Source organism: Flavobacterium sp. TMP13 (assembly GCF_050847115.1).
In the GTDB taxonomy this organism is placed as follows: domain Bacteria; phylum Bacteroidota; class Bacteroidia; order Flavobacteriales; family Flavobacteriaceae; genus Flavobacterium.
In genome coordinates this window covers 1,244,952-1,265,475 of record NZ_CP193656.1, presented here as the reverse complement: position 1 = coordinate 1,265,475, position 20,524 = coordinate 1,244,952, and the positions used below count along the sequence as shown (strand labels likewise).

General features: G+C 34.8%; 17 protein-coding genes. 9 read left to right on the top strand and 8 right to left on the bottom strand.

Going from position 1 to position 20,524, the window contains the following annotated elements:
- Nucleotides 1-45: 45 nt before the first annotated feature.
- The 5 genes from ACRASX_RS05490 (at nucleotide 46) to ACRASX_RS05470 (ending at nucleotide 5,614) form a co-directional block, all read left to right on the top strand.
- Nucleotides 46-1,434: an alpha/beta hydrolase family protein gene (locus tag ACRASX_RS05490; RefSeq protein ID WP_432222688.1), complete on the top strand. Its 1,389-nt coding sequence runs from the start codon at nucleotides 46-48 to the stop codon at nucleotides 1,432-1,434.
- Between the two features lie 119 nt (nucleotides 1,435-1,553).
- Entirely contained in the window at nucleotides 1,554-2,423 is an 870-nt protein-coding gene (locus tag ACRASX_RS05485) for a hypothetical protein (protein ID WP_432222687.1), read from the top strand.
- 142 nt (nucleotides 2,424-2,565) lie between these two features.
- Nucleotides 2,566-3,813: a GTPase HflX gene (gene hflX / locus ACRASX_RS05480; protein ID WP_066312401.1), complete on the top strand. Its 1,248-nt coding sequence runs from the start codon at nucleotides 2,566-2,568 to the stop codon at nucleotides 3,811-3,813.
- A gap of 296 nt (nucleotides 3,814-4,109) precedes the next feature.
- On the top strand, nucleotides 4,110-5,108 hold the full coding sequence (locus tag ACRASX_RS05475; protein ID WP_066312400.1) for a GntR family transcriptional regulator: 999 nt from the start codon (nucleotides 4,110-4,112) through the stop codon (nucleotides 5,106-5,108).
- Between the two features lie 35 nt (nucleotides 5,109-5,143).
- Nucleotides 5,144-5,614, top strand: coding sequence for an OsmC family protein (locus ACRASX_RS05470; protein ID WP_066312397.1), 471 nt, complete (start codon nucleotides 5,144-5,146; stop codon nucleotides 5,612-5,614).
- Between the two features lie 269 nt (nucleotides 5,615-5,883).
- Here ACRASX_RS05470 and pyk read toward each other — a convergent pair whose 3' ends face one another.
- The 5 genes from pyk to ACRASX_RS05445 all read right to left on the bottom strand — a co-directional run bounded on the left by pyk (nucleotide 5,884) and on the right by ACRASX_RS05445 (nucleotide 10,357).
- Nucleotides 5,884-7,314, bottom strand: coding sequence for a pyruvate kinase (gene pyk / locus ACRASX_RS05465; RefSeq protein WP_432222686.1), 1,431 nt, complete (start codon nucleotides 7,312-7,314; stop codon nucleotides 5,884-5,886).
- A gap of 5 nt (nucleotides 7,315-7,319) precedes the next feature.
- Nucleotides 7,320-7,808: an IPExxxVDY family protein gene (locus tag ACRASX_RS05460; RefSeq protein WP_066312393.1), complete on the bottom strand. Its 489-nt coding sequence runs from the start codon at nucleotides 7,806-7,808 to the stop codon at nucleotides 7,320-7,322.
- A gap of 121 nt (nucleotides 7,809-7,929) precedes the next feature.
- Nucleotides 7,930-8,670, bottom strand: coding sequence for a ribonuclease III (gene rnc, locus ACRASX_RS05455; RefSeq protein WP_066312391.1), 741 nt, complete (start codon nucleotides 8,668-8,670; stop codon nucleotides 7,930-7,932).
- A gap of 9 nt (nucleotides 8,671-8,679) precedes the next feature.
- Nucleotides 8,680-9,933, bottom strand: coding sequence for a beta-ketoacyl-ACP synthase II (gene fabF, locus ACRASX_RS05450; protein WP_066312383.1), 1,254 nt, complete (start codon nucleotides 9,931-9,933; stop codon nucleotides 8,680-8,682).
- A 187-nt stretch (nucleotides 9,934-10,120) separates the two neighbouring features.
- On the bottom strand, nucleotides 10,121-10,357 hold the full coding sequence (locus ACRASX_RS05445) for an acyl carrier protein (protein WP_007137004.1): 237 nt from the start codon (nucleotides 10,355-10,357) through the stop codon (nucleotides 10,121-10,123).
- A gap of 175 nt (nucleotides 10,358-10,532) precedes the next feature.
- On the opposite strand from ACRASX_RS05445, the gene ACRASX_RS05440 reads away from it, so the two are divergent.
- The 4 genes from ACRASX_RS05440 to ACRASX_RS05425 all read left to right on the top strand — a co-directional run bounded on the left by ACRASX_RS05440 (nucleotide 10,533) and on the right by ACRASX_RS05425 (nucleotide 14,725).
- Complete coding sequence (locus tag ACRASX_RS05440) at nucleotides 10,533-11,096, top strand: phosphoribosylglycinamide formyltransferase (RefSeq protein ID WP_432222685.1); 564 nt, start codon at nucleotides 10,533-10,535, stop codon at nucleotides 11,094-11,096.
- 19 nt (nucleotides 11,097-11,115) lie between these two features.
- Nucleotides 11,116-11,598: a ribonuclease HI gene (gene rnhA / locus ACRASX_RS05435; protein ID WP_066312379.1), complete on the top strand. Its 483-nt coding sequence runs from the start codon at nucleotides 11,116-11,118 to the stop codon at nucleotides 11,596-11,598.
- 225 nt (nucleotides 11,599-11,823) lie between these two features.
- Nucleotides 11,824-12,747 (top strand): PfkB family carbohydrate kinase, encoded by a 924-nt coding sequence (locus ACRASX_RS05430; RefSeq protein WP_066312373.1) that lies wholly within the window; start codon nucleotides 11,824-11,826, stop codon nucleotides 12,745-12,747.
- Nucleotides 12,748-12,826: 79 nt separating this feature from the next.
- Nucleotides 12,827-14,725, top strand: a complete 1,899-nt coding sequence (locus tag ACRASX_RS05425; protein WP_066312372.1) for an amidophosphoribosyltransferase — start codon at nucleotides 12,827-12,829, stop codon at nucleotides 14,723-14,725.
- A gap of 326 nt (nucleotides 14,726-15,051) precedes the next feature.
- Here the strand turns inward: ACRASX_RS05425 and ACRASX_RS05420 are convergent, their stop codons facing one another.
- The 3 genes from ACRASX_RS05420 to ACRASX_RS05410 all read right to left on the bottom strand — a co-directional run bounded on the left by ACRASX_RS05420 (nucleotide 15,052) and on the right by ACRASX_RS05410 (nucleotide 20,520).
- Entirely contained in the window at nucleotides 15,052-16,926 is a 1,875-nt protein-coding gene (locus tag ACRASX_RS05420) for a M1 family metallopeptidase (RefSeq protein ID WP_432222684.1), read from the bottom strand.
- A gap of 62 nt (nucleotides 16,927-16,988) precedes the next feature.
- On the bottom strand, nucleotides 16,989-18,611 hold the full coding sequence (locus ACRASX_RS05415; protein WP_432222683.1) for a S8 family peptidase: 1,623 nt from the start codon (nucleotides 18,609-18,611) through the stop codon (nucleotides 16,989-16,991).
- Nucleotides 18,612-18,915: 304 nt separating this feature from the next.
- Nucleotides 18,916-20,520, bottom strand: coding sequence for a hypothetical protein (locus ACRASX_RS05410; protein ID WP_066312364.1), 1,605 nt, complete (start codon nucleotides 20,518-20,520; stop codon nucleotides 18,916-18,918).
- Between the last annotated feature and the right edge of the window lie 4 nt (nucleotides 20,521-20,524).

Below are 20,524 nucleotides of genomic sequence, written 5' to 3'. Positions count from 1 at the left end.
TATTTATCGTCTGAAAGCGAGCAACTTTATATTAAAATTAAACTTATGAGATCATTTCTATTTTTTTTCATTGTTACCGTGCTGACCTTCTTAAATTCGCTTTACGCTCAAGAAATTGAGGGGAAATGGAATGGTGTTCTAACGGTACAGAAAACTCAATTGAAAGTCGTTTTTAATGTAAGTAAAACAGCAGACGGATTTACGACAACGATGGACAGTCCCGATCAAGGCGCAAATGGAATTCCAGTTACCCAGACAACATTTAAAAATTCTTTAGTGAAATTTGAAGTTACCAATGCTAGAATTGAATATACCGGTGAATTGAAAGGAAAGGAAATCATCGGAACTTTTAAACAAGGTGGACAAGAATTTCCGCTAAATTTATCAAAAAAAGCTCTAGAAAAAGTAGAGATCGCTAAGACACAAGATCCTAAAAAGCCATATCCTTATCATACAGAAGAAGTTACTTTTCCAAATAGCAAAGCATCTATTTCATTGGCAGGAACATTGTCTTTACCCAAACAAGAAGGAATTTATCCTGCTGTTATCTTAATCACGGGAAGTGGACCTCAAAAAAGAGATGAAGACATACTTGGGCACAAACCTTTTTTAGTTATTTCTGATTATTTAACTAGAAATGGATTTGCGGTTTTACGCTTTGATGACCGTGGCGTAGGACAATCTACCGGTGACTTTTCATCTGCAACCTCGCAAGATTTTGCTACAGATGTAGAAAGTGCTCTTACCTATTTGAAAACTAGAAAGGAAATTGATAAAAAAGCAATTGGTTTAATAGGTCATAGCGAAGGTGGACTGATTGCTCCAATGGTTGCAACGCAATCCAAAGACATTCGTTTTATTGTTTTGCTGGCGGGCCCTGGAATTTCTGGAGACCAATTATTATTATTACAGCAAAGAGCTCTTGCAAAAGCAGCTGGATTTTCTGAAAGTGATATGAAAAAAACTTTCGAGCTAAATAGCAAAATTTTTGAGATGGTGGTTCAATCCAAAAATGAAGAAAAGTTGCAAGCTGATGTAAGACAATTTATTGACGCAGCTACAACTGAGATTCCGAACGGAGTAACGAAAGAAGAATATGTCGCTATGCAGTGCAATAAGATATTAAATCCTTGGATGAAGTATTTTTTAAAGTACAACCCCGCTTTGACATTAGAAAAAGTACAATGCTCTGTACTGGCCGTTAATGGCGAAAATGATTTACAGGTTCCAGCAAAAGAAAACCTTATTGCGATAAGTAATGCTTTAAAAAAAGGTGGAAACAAAGATTTTATCACAAAGGAATTTCCAAATATGAACCATCTTTTTCAAGAATCCACTACCGGTTTACCAAGCGAATATGCAACTATCGAACAAACATTTTCTCCTATTGCCTTGGAATATATAACTCAGTGGATGCGAGCAAAAATTAAATAAAGTTTTGTACTCCACTTTATTGGATTATTTTCATTCATTAAAAAAGTCCTTTTTAGCTTTTATAATTCTTCTATTAAATTGAATTTTGTACTTTGGCAGCCCCAAATCAATTTAAAATTATGATGAAAAACTACTTTATGGCCATATGTATGATGGCATTTCCACTTATTTCGACTGCACAATTGATGGAAGACAAACCTGTATTGAAGAATATTAAAGTTGTTCAGAAATTCTATAAAAATTCAAAAGACGGCGAAATCATAAACAAAGACATTGCCTTTACGGGTGGCAAATTATTCACTATAAAAACGTCTGATGTTATTCAGAATTTTTTTTACGATGAGAAAGGTCTTTTAAATAAAACGACTAAAGAACGTGTTGGAAGTAACTGGAAAGAGGTTGCAACGTACAATTATGATGCTAATAGCAGACTGACATTTTTTTCTAAAAAGTATCAAGATGGTAACGAATATGTAACCAAGACAGTGAAATTTAGTTATGAAGGCGCGCGCATAAAAGCAGAAGCCAAACGCAGCAATAGCCACCAACAATTGGTGGAAGACATTGAGTATATTGTGGAAGAAGGTTTAATTGTAAGACGCGTTTCTCGCAATCGCAACAAGCAAATTATTGGTAAAGCAGAGTATTCGTATGGTGATGCAAATGTTACGCGCCACACTGGTTTAGTTGGAGATAAAACGATCAAAATGTTTACTTACGATGATAAAAATTCGGTAAGTCAGTTGATTGTAGAAAAATTATTTGGTGTAAATTACAAAGTAATCACGCCATTAATTTCCTTTTATGATGATGAATTCGAATTCCAATCGATATCAAAAAATAATGGATTAACGTTTAAAGCGACTTCTGAAAAGTTCGAGCCAGTGATCGAAAAATTCAAATACAACGCAATCAATTATCCTATTTCCAGTTCCAGAGTAGATGGCGATGGATTAATAGCAACTGAATCTGCTTTTTTTTACGAATAGACGGTATGTCACGCTAAATATAGAGTTCCAATTGAGGTTGATAAAACAACTTTCAATTGGAGCTTTTTTTGCCTTTTCTAAAATGGTAATTCTATAATCATTAGTCGTCGAAATTCCTTAAATTTGTAGCTTATTATATGATATGTTAGAAAAAGAAATATTAAATTTTGAAAGAACAGCCGTTGTTGGTGTTGTTACTCAAAGTCAAAGCGAAGAAAAACTTAACGAATATCTGGACGAACTAGAATTCTTGACTTTTACTGCTGGTGGTGAAGTGATTAAACGATTTTGGCAAAAAATGGACAAGCCCAATCCTAAAACTTTTCTGGGTACTGGAAAAATAGAAGAAATAAATCTTTTTGTGAAAGAAAATGAGATTTCAACTTTAATATTTGATGATGAACTATCGCCTTCCCAACAAAAAAATATTTCAAAAATTATAGATTGTAAAATCTTAGATCGCACCAATTTGATTTTGGATATTTTTGCGCAAAGAGCAGAAACTTCATACGCAAGAACGCAAGTAGAATTGGCTCAATGTATCTATTTATTACCTCGACTTTCTGGTCTATGGACGCACTTAGAGCGCCAAAAAGGTGGTATTGGAATGCGTGGACCTGGTGAAACAGAAATCGAAACGGACAGACGTATTGTTCGCGATCGAATTTCATTATTGAAAGAAAAAATTAAAAGCATCGACAGACAAATGGGCGTTCAGCGTAGCAATCGAGGCGCTATGGTTCGTGTTGCTTTGGTGGGTTATACCAATGTTGGAAAATCGACACTCATGAATGCCGTAGGTAAGAGTGATGTTTTTGTCGAAAATAAATTGTTTGCTACTCTTGACACAACGGTTCGAAAAGTTGTTATTAAGAATTTACCATTTTTACTTTCTGATACTGTTGGATTTATTCGAAAATTACCAACACAATTGGTAGATTCGTTTAAAAGTACGTTAGATGAGGTTCGTGAAGCTGATTTATTACTACACATTGTAGATATTTCGCATCCTGATTTTGAAGACCACATAGCATCTGTCAATCAAATTTTGCAGGATATTAAAGCCAATGACAAACCTGTTATTATGGTTTTTAATAAAATCGATTCCTTCAAGCATTTAACAATTGACGAAGATGATTTAATGACCGAACGCACTCCGAGACATTATACATTAGAAGAATGGAAATCTACTTGGATGAGTCGTGTTGGTGAAGAAAATGCTTTATTTATTTCTGCAACCAACAAGGAAAATTTTGAGGAATTTAGAGAACGTGTATACGAAGCAGTTCGCCACATTCACATTACTCGTTTTCCGTATAATAAATTTTTATACCCAGATTATAAAGATGCTATCGAAAAGGAAGATAAAGACGAGGAAGAAATCGAATAAATATTCGATAGAACTAATAACAAAAAAAGGGAGAACTAGTATGATTTTCCCTTTTTTTTGGGCTAGTTTTGAACACTATCAAAAGCGGATAAACTTTTACTTTATTTGTATTTTTGACCGAAATGAGCATTCAACTAAAAATTTAGTTTGAAGCGAAAATTACTTTGAGGTTATTTTTGTAAATCAATTATTTATCACTTTTGAATAATTTTGTTAAAAAAAATAAAAATAAGCAATAACAATTATTTATCATACCGCCTCCTACCAGTTTTTATGTATATTGCAAAGAAAAAGCAGTGAAAATAAGCATAATCCAAAATAACTGTGGAATTCCTAAGTATAAGCAAATTATATCCCAAATAGAGCGCGCTTTAGTTGACGAGCTGCTGTTTAAAGAAGATAAGTTACCTTCTGTAAATAAAGTTTGTTTAGCAAACAGTCTATCGCGTGATACGGTTTTACAAGCGTACGATGAGCTAAAAAAAAGAGGTATTATTTATGCCATTCCTGGCAAAGGTTATTATATCAAAAGTACACAGATCCTTATTAAGAACCGTGTTTTCTTACTTTTTGATGAACTAAATGTTTTTAAGGAAGATCTATTTAACTCTTTCTTAGACAGTATTGGCGAAGACGTACAAGTCGATATTTTCTTTCATCACTTTAATAGTTCCGTTTTTAATAAATTAATTAACGACAGCAACGGAAATTACACGAAATACATTGTTATGCCCACCAACTTAAAAGATGTTACGGCAACAATAGCAACACTTCCGCCAAATGAAGTCTATATTCTAGACCAGACCAACGAAGACCTTATGATGTTCCCAGCAGTTTATCAAAATCACAAAAAGGATATTTATGAGGGTCTTGTCAAGGGTAAAAAGATGATCGAAAAATATAAAAAATTAATTTTAATTTTTCCAGGCTTTAGAGAACCTCTAGGCATGCGAGATGGATTTCTAAAATTTTGCAATGACTATTCTTTTGACAATGAGGTGATCACCGAATTTAAAGACCGAACCATCACAGATGGAGAAGTATATGTGATTCCCAATGACAGAGATTTGGTAAGTGTAATTGAAAAAGGAAAGCAGCAAGAGTTTAAATTAGGAAAAGATTACGGAATCATTTCGTACAACGAATCACCACTTAAAAAAGTAGTTGAAAATGGCATTACTACCATTTCTACTGATTTTCAAGCTATGGGCAAAATTCTAGCGCATATGGTTTTAAAAAATCAAAAAGAAAATATTGAAAATAAGTCGGCACTAATTTTACGAAATTCGTTGTAATACCTATTCTCAGTACTTGAAAAATTTATAGAAAAATGACTTTCAAACATATCTTCAAAGCCGCTTTAAATTGGAAGTTAGAAAAAAATTTAGAATCCGAACAAGCTAGATTTTATACTAAATCGCATACCATCACGATTGCAGATAAACCTGTTTTAAACGTTTCTGCGGCTAAAGCTTTTAAAGGAAATCCACATTTATACAATCCAGAGGATTTATTGCTGAGCAGCCTTATCTCTTGCCATATGATGTCTTACTTATATGTTTGCAAAAAGAATAATATTGTAGTCTTAAATTATTCGGATACTGCCCAAGCTTCTCTTGAAGTAGCTGCAGATGGAAGTGGTCGCTTTACAGAAGCAAGGCTTTATCCAAAAGTTCAAATTGCCAATCCACATCAAAAAGAATTGGCTCTTGCTTTACATACCGAAGCTAGAAAATTATGTTTTATCGCTAATTCGTGTAATTTTCCGATTGCACATTTCCCAAGTTGTGATGTGCTTTAAATTACTTTTTTTACCGATAACTCTGAAAAAACTTCACGTAAAGCAATACCGAAATTTTTCATGCTTTTATTAAGGTTGTTTTTCAAACAAAAGACGATAACGAATCATCCATTTTTGTGGGTACTATACTTTCGGCATGTTCGTATCACACAATTGTAGCGCAAAGTAAACCCAGAATTGTAAACCATTTTTAGCACTCAAGCCATCTAAAAATAAAAAAACCGTTAAGAAAGTTCTCAACGGTTTTTTGTATATCAAACGAAATAAGATTATTCTATTTCAGAAACTCTCATGGTATTTACCATTCCTTTTTCTTTAATCGGCATTGCTGCAAGGTTAATTAGGTAATCTCCTTTTACAACATATCCTTTTTCTTTTGCTAGGATGTTCACATCAGTTACGGTGTCATCTGTGCTAACAATTTTGTCATAGTAATATGATTTTACTCCCCATAACAAATTCAATTGTGTAATGATTCTGCGATTTGAAGTAAACACTAAAATGTGTGCATTAGGTCTCCAAGCCGAAACCTGAAAAGCCGTATATCCACTATTCGTTAAGGTACAAATTGCTTTAGCACCAATCGTGTTAGCCATCACTGCTGCTTGCTGACAAATTGTTTTAGTAATGAAACGTTTTGTTTTAACTTGCGGTGTATTTTGTGGCACTTGAATAAGAGGTGAATCTTCTACTGCTTCTAAAATTTGAGTCATTTTCTGAATCACTTGTACCGGATAATTTCCTGCAGCTGTTTCTGCTGACAACATTACTGCATCAGCTCCATCCATTACCGAGTTGGCAACGTCATTAACTTCTGCACGAGTTGGAGTCAAGCTAGAAATCATCGTTTCCATCATTTGAGTGGCAACAATTACTGGAATTCTAGCAATTTTTGCTCTACGGATCAAATCTTTTTGCACCAACGGCACTTCGTGTGCAGGAAGTTCAACTCCTAAATCACCACGAGCAACCATTAATCCATCACAATAAGCAATAATTTTGTCTATGTTTTCTAATGCTTCTGGCATTTCTATCTTAGCAATAATCGGAATTTTAAATTCTGAATGCTTGTCTATCAATTCCTGAAGATCCTGTAAGTCTCTTGGTGTTTTTACAAAAGAAAGAGCGATCCAGTCTACCTTTTGCTCAATCGCAAAAATAGCATCTGCAATGTCTTTCTCTGTTAAAGCTGGTAATGAAATTTTAGTATTCGGAAGATTAACTCCTTTTTTAGATTTCAATTCACCACCTTGAATTACTTTGGCAACTACTTCGGTTTTTTTATCTGTCGAAATAATTTCGAAAATAAGTTTACCATCGTCTAATAAAATACGTTCTCCTTGATTTACATCATTTGGAAAGTTTTTGTATTTCATAAACACTCTTTCTGCAGTTCCTATGATTTCATCTGCAGTTGTAAACGTAATCAGGTCTCCGTCATTAACTACAACTCCTTCTTCCATCACTCCAACACGTAATTTAGGCCCTTGTAAGTCTCCTAAAATGGCAGTAGTCTGTCCGAATTCTTCGTTTAATCCACGAATAATATCTATTTTCTCTTTAACTCCTTCGTAATCTGCATGCGAAAAATTAATTCTAAACACATTTACACCTGCGTCAACCATTTCTTTGATGATTTCTCGTGTACTGGTTGCAGGCCCAAGTGTGGCCACAATTTTTGTTTTTTTGTTTGTAAGCATTTCTATTAAAAAATTAAATTGTTTTTTGATTTTATTTTACTAGTATCAACTTCATAAACCGCTGATATGGTATCAATGGTGTTTAATAGTTGCAGTATTTTTAATATATCGAAAGCTTCCTCACTCTTTTCAACTTTTAAAAAATAGTCAACCTTTTTAAAATCAGGAAGCAAGTACACATTGGTATTTACTTCTGTCATTGTATTTGAAAATAAATCGTGTTGATCGGGTTTACTACCCACATTTATTTCGTTCTTATTTTGAATTAAATTCCAAGAAATGGATTTCTCTTCATTGTAGAAGTAAAACCTTGAAAAATAGGTGTCTCCCTCTTTGAGACTAATTTCAATTTCGTTTTTGCTTTTACTTAAATTGATCGGTAGTTTCTGATTGATAAAATAAGCCAGCCGATAACTTTCTAAAGAAGTATGAATTGCTATCAGATCGTAATCGATTTCATCAAATTCGCCAAGATCCAATTTATGAATTGCCATGTCTTGTCAATTAAAGTTGTAAATATAACATTTCTAACGGAGGTTAAATAATCTCCGAGAGGATGTTTTTGTTAATTTATAAACGATAACGTTGTAGTATTAAATAATTTCTGCGATTTTTTTATTTTTTATCCATTTTTTCCTGAAAAGCAAAATAGGCGCGCTGCGATGCTTTTTCTTCTGCTTTCTTTTTGGATGTTGCTCTTGCCTTAGCTATTACTTTGTCATCAATACTTAATTTGACACCAAAGAGACGTTCGCCACCAATGCCATTATCCTCAAAAATATCATAATGAAAGCTGTGTTTTTCTTTCTGACACCATTCAATAACTAAACTTTTATAACTAATCACTTTGCCTTCTAATCGCGAAATATTAACATACGGTGCAATTACTTTTTGCTGAATAAATTTTTCGCAAAAATGGTATCCTTTATCTAAATAAATGGCACCGACTAAAGACTCAAAAATGTTACCGTGAATGTTTTCTCCAAAATGCTGCACAGGCACTTTGCTTTCGATAAATCTAATTAAGTTTAGATCTTTTCCTAGTTCATTCAAATGCTCTCTACTTACGATTTTAGACCGCATTTTAGTCAAATACCCTTCATCGCCTGTAGGAACTTCATTAAAGAGATGCGCTGCAATAACAGAGCTTAACATGGCGTCTCCTAAAAACTCTAGTCTTTCATAATTAATAGCATGTCCGTTCTCATCTAACTTATTAGAAGACCGATGGGTAAATGCTTTTTTATATGGCTCAATAGATGCTGGCGCAAAACCAACAATTTTTTGAATAGAGTCAAAAAAAATCCCGCCTTCTTGAGAACGGGATTTTGAAAATATTTTTTTGAAAATACTCATATACTTAAATTAGTCAACTAATTTTTTAAACAACACACAAGCATTATGTCCACCAAATCCAAAAGTGTTACTCATAGCAACATTAATCTCTCTTTTTTGCGCTTTATTTAATGTCAAGTTTAGTGAAGGATCGATATTTTCGTCTGCAACGGTATGGTTAATCGTTGGTGGAACAATACTATGTTGCATAGCTAAAATAGAAGCAATTGCTTCTACAGCTCCAGCAGCTCCTAGTAGATGACCAGTCATTGATTTTGTAGAGTTGATGTTGATTGTTTTGGCATGTTCACCAAAAACATGACTGATGGCTTTAAGCTCGGCCACGTCTCCTAATGGAGTTGATGTACCGTGCGTATTGATATGATCAACGTCTTCTGGTTTTAGTCCAGCATCACGAAGCGTACTGTTCATTACTGCAATTACCCCAATTCCTTCTGGATGTGGAGCCGTCAAATGGTACGCATCCGAAGACATTCCGCCACCACCAACTTCGCAATAGATTTTTGCACCTCTTGCTTTAGCATGTTCGTATTCTTCCAACACTAACGCTCCAGCTCCTTCACCTAAAACAAAACCATCACGAGTTGCATCAAATGGTCTTGATGCCGTTTCTGGACTGTCGTTTCTTGTTGATAAAGCATGCATAGAGTTAAAACCTCCCATACCTGCAATAGTAATCGCTGCTTCTGAACCTCCCGACACAATAACATCACACATCCCTAAACGAATGTAGTTAAAAGCATCTATTAAAGCATTGGCAGATGATGCACAGGCTGAAACAGTTGTGTAATTTGGACCCATATATCCGTTACGCATAGAAATATGCGCCGGAGCAATATCTGCAATCATTTTAGGAATAAAAAACGGATTGAATTTTGGTGTACCATCGCCTTTTGCGTAGTACATTACTTCATCCTGAAACGTTTGTAAACCACCAATTCCTGCACCCCAAATAACACCAACACGTTCTTTGTTAACATTGCTGTCGTTTAAACCAGCATCTTTAATCGCCTCGTCACTTGCAGCTACAGCGTACTGAGCAAACTTATCTAATCGGCGAGATTCTTTACGGTCCATGTAATCTTCGATGTTGAAGTTTTTAACTTCACATGCAAATTTTGTTTTATGCTTTTCAGTATCGTAATACGTTATAGGAGCAGCTCCGCTAACTCCATTGATCAAACTGTCCCAATACTCTTGGATATTGTTTCCAATAGGAGTAAGAGCACCTAATCCTGTTACAACCACTCGCTTTAATGTCATAAAAATATCTTTTGTTAACTTAAACAAATAAAACCCACGCTTTCTTACCAGTATAAAACTTAAGAGCCATGGGTATTACAATAGGAATATATCTTTTTGATTGAAATTCAACCCAAAATTTAGTCTTTGAATAAAAACAACAACACCCGATTTTCTATTACCATAAAAAACTCGGGTGTTTGATGTATTATTTTTTAGCTTCTTCGATATAAGAAATAGCTTGACCTACAGTAGCAATGTTTTCTGCTTGATCGTCCGGAATCTGAATGTCGAATTCTTTTTCGAATTCCATGATAAGCTCAACAGTGTCTAATGAGTCAGCTCCTAAATCATTAGTGAAGCTTGCTTCTGTTACAACTTCGTTTTCGTCAACGCCTAATTTGTCTACGATAATCGCTTTTACTCTTGATGCAATGTCTGACATAATCTTTAATTTTAGAATTTAATTTGATGGCAAAAATAAAAAACTTTATTTTAAAACCGCACTTTAGTTAATAAATGTAACACTAATTTATAAAATATATTTTAACAAAGCAGTGATAATGCTATTTAATTACGTTTTTTATTCCGTTTTTTGCATAAAAAAATATGCCCTTACAATGAAAAAAATAATCGTTTTTGCTTCAGGATCAGGTACTAATGCCGAAAACATAATTAAATATTTTGAAAAAACAAAAAATGCAAAAGTCGTTTTGGTGCTAACAAATAATGCTTTAGCAAAAGTTATCGAAAGAGCACATAATCATCAAATTCCTACCGAAGTTTTCTCCAAAACTGATCTAACGGAAGGAAAAGTACTTCAAATCATAAACAAGATCGGTCCAGACTTGATCGTTTTAGCTGGTTTTTTATTACAATTTCCAAAAAACATAATTGACGTTTATCCCCATAGTATTGTAAATATTCACCCGGCACTTTTACCAAATTATGGCGGAAAAGGAATGTACGGCATGCACATTCACAAAGCTATAATTGAAAACAAAGAAAAAGAAACCGGAATCACCATTCATTACGTAAACGAAAACTACGATGAAGGCGCTGTTATATTTCAAGAAAAAATGGCCTTATCCGAACTTGACACGCCAGAAACAGTGGCAGAAAGAATTCATGTTTTAGAACAATTGCACTTTCCACACGTTTTAGAGAAAATTTTAATTGGATAAATAGATCAATATTTTAAAAATGAATCAACACGAAGTGCATATTTACACAGATGGCGCTGCTAAAGGAAATCCAGGCAACGGCGGTTACGGTGTTGTGATGGAATTGGTGGGAACGCCACATAAAAAAGAATTCTACGAAGGTTTTCGCTTAACTACTAACAACCGGATGGAATTGCTGGCTGTTATTGTTGGCCTCGAAAAACTTAAAAATCCAAACATGAAAGTTTTAGTCATTTCTGATTCGAAGTATGTTGTAGACTCTGTATTAAAAAAATGGGTTTTTGGTTGGGAAAAGAAAGGCTTTGTTGGTAAAAAAAATCCAGACTTATGGAAACGTTTTTTAATTATTAATAAAAAGCATCAAGTCGACTTTAAATGGATTAAAGGACATAACAATCATCCACAAAATGAGCGATGTGACGAACTAGCCGTTATGGCAGCCACGCAAAAACAACTTTCAATTGACGTTTTTTACGAAAAAGAAAATGGGAAAATTAAATAATTACACGAAAGTAGATTTAATCGACCGTTAATTCTTCAATAATTAGCAATAAATCTGGAAAACCAATTAATTTATTTAAGCATATAAAAAACTTATAATTTACTGATTATCAATAGTGTAGTTTACTGCAGCAGCGCTATTTTTTTATGATAACTTTGAGAGACTCAACCTTTGCAACTTTCATTGTTATGAAGTATCTTTGCACTTTAATTCCAAATTCACACAATGAATAAATTATTGATCGTTGGAACGGTAGCTTTCGACGCAATTGAAACTCCTTTCGGAAAAACAGATAAAATTTTAGGCGGTGCTGCAACTTATATTGGACTTTCAGCCTCTTATTTCAACTTGCAATCTGCCATAGTTTCTGTAGTCGGAGATGATTTTCCGCAAGAACATTTAGACTTATTAGCGTCTAGAAACATTGACCTTTCGGGTTTAGAAATTGTAAAAGGCGGTAAAACCTTTTTTTGGAGCGGTCGTTACCATAATGACTTGAACTCAAGAGATACCTTAGACACACAATTAAACGTTTTAGCTGATTTTCAACCTAAAGTTCCGGCTAATTACACCAATTCTGACATAGTGCTTTTAGGTAATTTACATCCTTTAGTACAAAGCAGTGTTTTAGATCAATTGACTGAAAAACCAAAATTAGTAGTTTTAGATACTATGAATTTTTGGATGGATTGCGCTTTACCTGAATTGTTAGAAGTGATCAAACGCGTAGATGTTTTGACCATTAATGATGAAGAGGCTAGACAGCTTTCGGGCGAATATTCATTAGTTAAAGCGGCAGCAAAAATACATACGATGGGACCAAAGTATGTGGTAATTAAAAAAGGAGAACACGGCGCATTGTTGTTCCAAGGAAAAGAAGTGTTCTTCGCACCAGCGCTTCCTCTAGAAGACGTATTTGATCCAACGGGAGCTGGAGATACATTTGCAGGAGGATTTGCAGGATATCTTACGCAAAGCGAAAACATTTCGTTTGAAAATATGAAGAATGCGGTAATCTATGGATCCAATTTAGCTTCTTTCTGTGTGGAGAAATTTGGCACAGAACGAATGGAAAGCTTAGAAAAAGACGAAGTGATAACGCGCTTGAAAGAATTTAAGTCGCTAACACAATTTGATATATCATTATAATACCTAAAAGCCTCGGTTAACGGGGCTTTTTTGATTTGTTACCACTAAAAATCACAACAACACACAAACACACACACTAATGAGTGACGCTTTACAACACGAATGTGGAATAGCTTTGGTTAGACTTCTTAAACCGCTTGAATTTTATAAAGAAAAGTACGGAACGGCATTTTACGGGATACAAAAAATGTACCTGATGATGGAAAAACAGCACAACCGCGGACAAGATGGAGCTGGTTTTGCAAGCATCAAATTTGACGTTCAGCCAGGGCAAAGATACATTAGTAGAGTACGATCGAACGACAGCCAAGCTATTCAAGATGTTTTTGCTCAAATTAATGCACGCATTAATGACGAAATGACTGCACACCCCGAATATGCAGATGATGTAGCCGCACAAAAAGCAAACATTCCGTATTTAGGAGAATTGTTTTTAGGACATGTACGTTACGGTACTTTTGGAAAAAATAGTATCGAAAGTGTTCATCCATTTTTACGTCAAAGCAATTGGATGCACCGCAACCTTATGTTGGCAGGAAACTTTAATATGACTAACGTAAAAGAGCTCTTTGCTAATTTAATAGAATTAGGACAGCATCCTAAAGAAATGGCCGATACGGTTACTGTCATGGAAAAAATTGGACACTTTTTAGATAAAGAAGTGATGCAATTGTACCAAGATTGTAAAACAGAAGGCTACTCGAAACAAGATGCTTCACCCATTATTGCTGAACGTTTGGATATTGGTAAAATTTTAACCCGATCTGCAAAGAATCTAGATGGTGGATATGCGATGGCCGGATTACTAGGTCATGGAGATGCCTTTGTTTTTAGAGATCCCGCAGGAATTCGCCCAGCCTATTATTATCAAGATGATGAAGTTGTAGTTGTTGCATCAGAACGTCCGGTTATTCAAACAGTTTTTAATGTTCCTTTTGAAAGTGTTCAAGAAATTGATCCAGGTAATGCGCTAATCATTAAAAAAAATGGTACGGTTACAATGGAGGAAATTTTAACTCCGACCGTTAAGAAATCGTGTTCATTTGAACGCATCTATTTTTCGAGAGGAAGTGATGCTGAAATTTACCAAGAACGCAAGCATTTGGGAAGATTGATTTTACCTGCCGTTTTAGAAGCTATTGATAATGATACGGACAACACGGTTTTCTCTTACATACCTAACACTGCCGAAACCTCATTTTACGGATTGGTTGAAGCAGCGCAAGACTTTTTAAATCAGCGTAAAAACACGCACATCATAGCCAATCGAAATACGTTAACAGAGCAATCGTTAAAGGAATTACTAGAGGTAAAAATTAGAACGGAAAAAATAGCAATAAAAGACGCCAAGCTGCGCACTTTTATCACCGAAGATAGTAGCCGAGATGATTTAGTAGCGCACGTTTACGATGTTACCTATGGTGTAATTAAGCCTACAGACAATTTGGTTATTATAGACGATAGTATTGTAAGAGGAACAACTCTTAAAATGAGCATTATTAAGATGATGGATCGTTTGAAACCAAAACGTATTGTAATTGTCTCTTCTGCTCCTCAAATTCGTTTTCCTGATTGCTACGGTATTGACATGGCCAAGATGGAAGGTTTAGTTGCTTTTAAAGCAGCATTAGAATTATTAAAAGAACGCAATCTCTATCATATTGTTGATGAAGTGTACGCAAAATGTAAAGCGCAAGAAAACTTTGCAGATACCGATTTCGTAAATTATGTAACCGCTATATATGATCAATTTGAGCCGCAAGAAGTTTCAGATAAGATTGCTGAAATGCTAAGCTCTCCAGAAATTAATGCTGAAGTAAAAATTATATTTCAAACCGTTGATGATTTGCACATCGCTTGTCCTAAAAATCTAGGAGATTGGTACTTTACAGGAGATTACCCAACTCCGGGTGGAAACCGAGTGGTAAACCGTGCATTCATGAATTTTTACGAAGGAAAAGACGCTAGAGCGTATTAAACAAAAGTTAAATTATGCATTTAATCGGATTTATCTGCTTTTAATCTACATTTCTTGGCGCTAAGACACATCTTGTTTAATTTTATAAAACCATAATTTTAGTAGGTTAAGTTTATGGTAGATTTGGGGCAAAAAGGGTGGATTTATCCACCTTTTTTATTGGAACAAACTGAAGGTTAGCAATCAACAGGAAATATAGGCATTCCTATAAATTTTTAATTTACGTACAAAGAACCAAGGATCAAGAAAACTTTATCTTTACAAAATACAAAAGGCTCGAATTATAGTAATTCGAGCCTTTTGTATTTTAAACTGAAGTTAGACTTTTACTTTACCTCGTAAACATTATCAGCCTGTTTAACATCTGCCATTAATCCGCTTGGATCAATTGTAATCTTTTTGATGCTGTTCTTATCTTTAGCGATACGGAACTCATAGTTTGACATTGCCCAAGCCCAATCTCCTAAAACGGTTCTCTTTATTTGAGGACTCTGATTTTCTTTAACGAAATGCATCATTCGCAACGGGATATAAAAACTTTCAGAAGTGCCATCTGCATATTCAACCAAAATATCTATAGGCATTGGCATTAGTCCAATACGCTCTAACTTGATGTTGAACGATTTTCCGTCCGTATCCACCGATTTAATACCATAATCAATCGTGTTCGTGGTTTGAGTCCAGTCGGTCAAATACCAGTCTAATTCAGCTCCAGAAACACGTTCAGCCGTTCTTTTGATATCGTTTGGCGTTGGATGCTTGAATTTAAAGTCATTGTAATATCTCTTTAAGGTTGCATTTACGTTTTCCTTTCCGATCACATACTCTAATTGAGACAAAAAGATACTTCCTTTTACATACGATGCGGTGCTATACGGACGATTTTCATTGTAACGATCTCCATGCGTACTTTGCGGTTGCTCCTTACCTGAATTTACCAAATTGTAATAAGCGCGGTAATTTCCTTCGAAAGGATTAGCAGCTTTCTCTACCACTAGTTCATTCATAGCCATGTCTTCCACGTAAGTGGTAAAACCCTCGTCCATCCATGGATGTTTTGATTCGTTTGATGCCAAAACATGCTGAAACCAAGAATGCCCCAGTTCATGCGTAGCAGTTCCTAAAATCCCTTCTAAAGTTCCACTTCCTAACATTAACGTACACATCGCATATTCCATTCCGCCATCCCCACCTTGAATAAAAGAATATTGCTTATACGGATAAAGACCTACTTTTTGATTGAAGAAATCCATTACTTTAACCATGTAAGCTGGTAACTTTTTCCACTTTTCTGCAGTTTTTGGATCATTTTTATATAAAAAATGCAAATCAACATCGTGCGGACCTTTTACAATATCGTGTGCATAATTTTTATCGGCCGCCCATGCAAAATCATGTACGTTTGGCGCAATAAAATGCCAAGTCAACGTTTTCATTTTTTTAGGGTGTGAAACCGTTACACCAGTATCCTGATACCCGTGCCCAATTTCATTTGGATTTTGCAAGTAGCCTGTCCCGCCAATTGTATATTCTTTATCTATAGTAATTTTTACATCAAAATTGCCCCAAACTCCGTGAAACTCTCTAGCAATATAGGGGTCAGCATGCCATCCTTCAAAATCAAATTCTGCTAATTTTGGATACCATTGCGACATAGACAATTCAATCGCCTCGGTACTATTGCGTCCAGTTCTGCGAATTTGAACAGGAATTTGTCCGTCAAAATTTAAAGTAAACGTAGACTTAGAATTTGGAAGAATTGGTTTCTCTAACGTAACCTCCATAATAGTTCCAACAATATTGGTTTTAGCTGTGGCTCCATCTTGCTTAAAATTAGCTATTTTTAAAAATCCAATCTCATTAGGTTTCAACGTTTCAATTCGGCTTTGCTTGCTTTCTTTGCCATCTACTTTAATTTTTTTTACCATCCTTCCGTCAGGATCTTTAATGCTGTGCAGCCTTGCATCCATCTCACTTCCGGGTTGAAATGCATTTAAGAATAAATGATAATACACTTTCTTCAAAGTATCCGATGAATTATTAGTGTAAATCAATTGTTGTGTTCCTTTGAACTGAAAGTTTTTAGCATCTACAGCAACATCCATTTTGTAGTCAGCCTGCTGCTGCCAATAGCCTGAACTTTGTGCCTGCACCGCACCAAAACCAAGACTAAAAAAAGTAAGTAATAATATTTTTCGCATTGTTATATAAATAAAAAACGGAAGGATTTTCGTCCTTCCGTCGGATTTAAAATAAATAGAATTTAGTTTTTTGACATTTTTTCTGCCATGATTAACGCATTGTAAGCATTAACCATTTTACGTGATTTTGATGTCATATTAACCGATTGCGCTTCAGTATTTGAATCTTCACCAATTTTAACCATCGCTGGAAGCAAAATTCCAGAATCCATTAAAATGTGTTTTACTTGCGAAGCCGTTAAACTTGGATAATACGAACGAATTAAAGTTGCAACTCCCGCAGCATTTGGAGATGCCATTGAAGTTCCTTGCAAATACTTGTATTTGTTGTTTGGTACCGTTGCATAAATTTCTTGTCCTGGGGCGTATACATCTACATTTAACGTCCCGTAATTAGAGAACGGTGCAATTACCGATTCGCCATATACTTTGTTTATTGCTCCGATTGTCAATACATTATCTGAAAATTCCCTAATGTTGTCTTCTGCATCATTAGGATAATTAATGTTCTCCGTAAGATCAATGTTATTTCCGTCGTTTCCAGCGGCATGAACAATTAATACGTCTTTTTTCGCTGCATATTGTATAGCATCATACACCCATTGCTTGTGCGGAGAAAATCCTTTTCCAAAACTTCCGTTAATTACTTTGGCTCCGTTGTCAACAGCATAACGAATAGCTAACGCAATGTCTTTATCATACTCATCTCCGTCTGGCACAGCACGAACTGTTAAAATTTCAACATGATTCGCGACACCATCGCCACCTAAATTATTGTTGCGTACTTGCGCAATGATTCCCGCAACGTGCGTTCCGTGCAACGCTTTTTCTTTGTCTGGTCCAAAGACGATATTATTACCGTATTTGGTATCAGTAATGTCTTCGGGATTATCACCAACAATTTTTCTTCCGTCAAAATTTTTGTTCAGATTAAAGTTCAACTGATTATAAACTGATTCGCGGTAATCTTCTAATTCCGATTCTGGATTGAATGTTGGTCCTGAATTCGTTAAAATCTGAGTCATTATCGCTTTACTTTGCATCACTTTAGGGTCTGCAGAAGTAATCGTATTTAAATCTTCCAATGTATAGACCTTTTTCTTCAAAGCGTCTTTTATTGTTTTATGTACTTCTAATAAGAAATCAACCTGCTGTTTGTCTTCCAGCGTTTTCTCATATTTTGCGTTATACGCAGCCAAGGCATCTTTATATTGTTGAGAACCGTCATCCCCTTTTTTAACAATGCGGGTCATTTCTAGATTCTCATCCACAGCATCACCTAAAAAGTTCCATCCGTACATGTCATCGATGTACCCATTATTATCGTCATCGATCCCGTTATTTGGAATCTCGTTTACGTTGATCCAAATCATATCTTTTAGATCTTCGTGCTCAATATCTACCCCCGAATCTACAATACCCACGATTACCTTGACTCCTTTTTTATCTTTTAATAATTCTGCGTACGCTTTATCAACGCTCATACCAGGAATGGTATCTTTTATCAAATCTAAATGACTCCATCGCTTTAAATCATTATCTGCAATGGGTGCTTTTTTTACCAGTACTACTGGAGCTGTTTCAGCAATTGGTGTGTTTGTTTTTGACGCCTGTTTTCCGGCACCACAACCTGCTAAGACTAACATCGCAAAAGCAGATACAACAATGGGTTTAATAGTATACATAAATAGAATTTTAAAACATTTTGGAATATTAGACGAATTTATGATTTTTTGTTACAAAAAACTAACAGTTAACAGGCTGTTATGATTTTTTAATTGTTGTTTAACTGTAACACTACGAACCGAAGAAGCTTTCATTACGGTGCACTAAAGATCGACAATGACAAAAAAGCTTTTTGCTTAGCCACTACAACTATAGTGATTAATTGCAGTTTGCAACACAGACATTTAAATAGAAATTGGTTCATATGAAAGAGCCGCCACTTGCGGTGACGGCTCTTTTATAAATCTAATAAAAATAAAAATTCTAGTTACCACAAAGTTTTGAATAATCATCAAACAATTTTACGTAGGTTTCTTTGTTTTCGAAATCGTAATTTCCTTTATTGATATTTTCGATCATTTTAGGACAGTCTGCAAAATATTCTCTCAAATCATTTTTTCTTCCAATTAGCACTGATGGACTGAAAAAATTATCTTCAGTATGTTTCTTCAATACGTAATCATCTTGAGGAAAAAATTCGTGAAACAAGGAAATCTTAGATCCGTTCTTAATTTCTTCAAACAATGAATATCTTTTTGAACTCACGCCATTCGTAAGACCAATTCCTTTACCTGTTTTACCAACAATGTAAATTCTACCTTCATTGTCTTTCATATTAACTACTCTTTTCAAGTTCGTTCTTTCCGGTTTTTTCTGTCCTTCAATAAAGATTCTAACGCCACTTTTCTCTGAACCAATTCCATCCATCATCGATCTTAAACCTGATACTGTTTCTACAGTTCTGTAATCTATCATTTCAGGATAATCACTAAAAATTCTAACTTTACCTTTGAACACTTTACCATCTTGATCTAACACTTCTCCTTCAAATTCTGCCCATCTAAATGCAGTAGGCGCTTTTTTATAAGATGCTAAAACGGGTTCTTCTTGAATAGCTTCTATAGTAGATGCTTTTTCTGTAACTTTTTTATAATTATCAATATCGGTAACCACTTGCTTCAAAAAAGGATAGTTAGTTCTTATACCTAAAAAGCTTTTCTCGTTTTCTTTTACTCCCTCAAAATACTTCGAAGCTTGATCTACTTGACCTGTAAGAATATAGGTCGCCGCTAAATTGTAGTTAGAACTAAATCTTACTTTCTTAGCTAAATCTTCATCACTTTTATCTTCAAAAGTTAAAAATTCTTCCCAGTATTTTTGAGCTTCTCCAAAAAGAGTTGGCCAATCCTCTCTATCTACATCTACTAACGTTGGCAAAACTTGAACCGATTGATTGTATTCTTCTGCATTGAAACTAGACTTTGATTTTTTCTTCTTTTCAATGTCAAAATAACGCAGTCCAGTAATTTTTGGCCCATATAAATAGAATCCTTCAAACTCTTCAATCATTGAATAAAAGTTATCTGTTAAAATTTTATACGCCAAAGCTTCGTACGTATCCGTCGGATTGACCACGTACATATTTACTTTAGGAGTGGTGTATCTTTTATAGATCAACTTTCCTGTTTTGTCTAATATTTCTAAATTAGACTCTAAGCCAATGTAAAAAGCAGGAGCTTTTTGAAAATAGGTTTGAACGTAATCTTCATCGTGTACTGACTCATAACGCGTCAGATTATACTTTACCTTAAACTCCCCTTCAGTTACTTTTTTAAGTCCCGAAATATTAAACTTAGAATAAAATTTGTCTATTGAGAAAGGTATTTTTCTAAAATTCATACTACTTTCTAAACCTGGAGACAGGTCTAAGATTATCTCGTATGTTTTATATTTTCCGTATTGGGTATCAATTGGAGGTATTGGACCTCTTAAATTTAATCTTGTTTCGTCAACCTCACTCTGTGCAAAAACAACGTGATTAAGACTTGTAAGCAGTAACAGTAAAAGTATTTTGGTAATTTTTCTCATGTGT

Coding starts and splice junctions, on each gene's coding strand:
- ACRASX_RS05490 (WP_432222688.1), top strand. CDS start 46: ATGAGATCATTTCTATTTTTTTTCATTGTTACCGTGCTGACCTTCTTA.
- ACRASX_RS05485 (WP_432222687.1), top strand. CDS start 1,554: ATGATGAAAAACTACTTTATGGCCATATGTATGATGGCATTTCCACTT.
- hflX (WP_066312401.1), top strand. CDS start 2,566: ATGTTAGAAAAAGAAATATTAAATTTTGAAAGAACAGCCGTTGTTGGT.
- ACRASX_RS05470 (WP_066312397.1), top strand. CDS start 5,144: ATGACTTTCAAACATATCTTCAAAGCCGCTTTAAATTGGAAGTTAGAA.
- pyk (WP_432222686.1), bottom strand. CDS start 7,314: ATGCTTACAAACAAAAAAACAAAAATTGTGGCCACACTTGGGCCTGCA.
- ACRASX_RS05460 (WP_066312393.1), bottom strand. CDS start 7,808: ATGGCAATTCATAAATTGGATCTTGGCGAATTTGATGAAATCGATTAC.
- rnc (WP_066312391.1), bottom strand. CDS start 8,670: ATGAGTATTTTCAAAAAAATATTTTCAAAATCCCGTTCTCAAGAAGGC.
- fabF (WP_066312383.1), bottom strand. CDS start 9,933: ATGACATTAAAGCGAGTGGTTGTAACAGGATTAGGTGCTCTTACTCCT.
- ACRASX_RS05445 (WP_007137004.1), bottom strand. CDS start 10,357: ATGTCAGACATTGCATCAAGAGTAAAAGCGATTATCGTAGACAAATTA.
- ACRASX_RS05440 (WP_432222685.1), top strand. CDS start 10,533: ATGAAAAAAATAATCGTTTTTGCTTCAGGATCAGGTACTAATGCCGAA.
- rnhA (WP_066312379.1), top strand. CDS start 11,116: ATGAATCAACACGAAGTGCATATTTACACAGATGGCGCTGCTAAAGGA.
- ACRASX_RS05430 (WP_066312373.1), top strand. CDS start 11,824: ATGAATAAATTATTGATCGTTGGAACGGTAGCTTTCGACGCAATTGAA.
- ACRASX_RS05425 (WP_066312372.1), top strand. CDS start 12,827: ATGAGTGACGCTTTACAACACGAATGTGGAATAGCTTTGGTTAGACTT.
- ACRASX_RS05420 (WP_432222684.1), bottom strand. CDS start 16,926: ATGCGAAAAATATTATTACTTACTTTTTTTAGTCTTGGTTTTGGTGCG.
- ACRASX_RS05415 (WP_432222683.1), bottom strand. CDS start 18,611: ATGTATACTATTAAACCCATTGTTGTATCTGCTTTTGCGATGTTAGTC.
- ACRASX_RS05410 (WP_066312364.1), bottom strand. CDS start 20,520: ATGAGAAAAATTACCAAAATACTTTTACTGTTACTGCTTACAAGTCTT.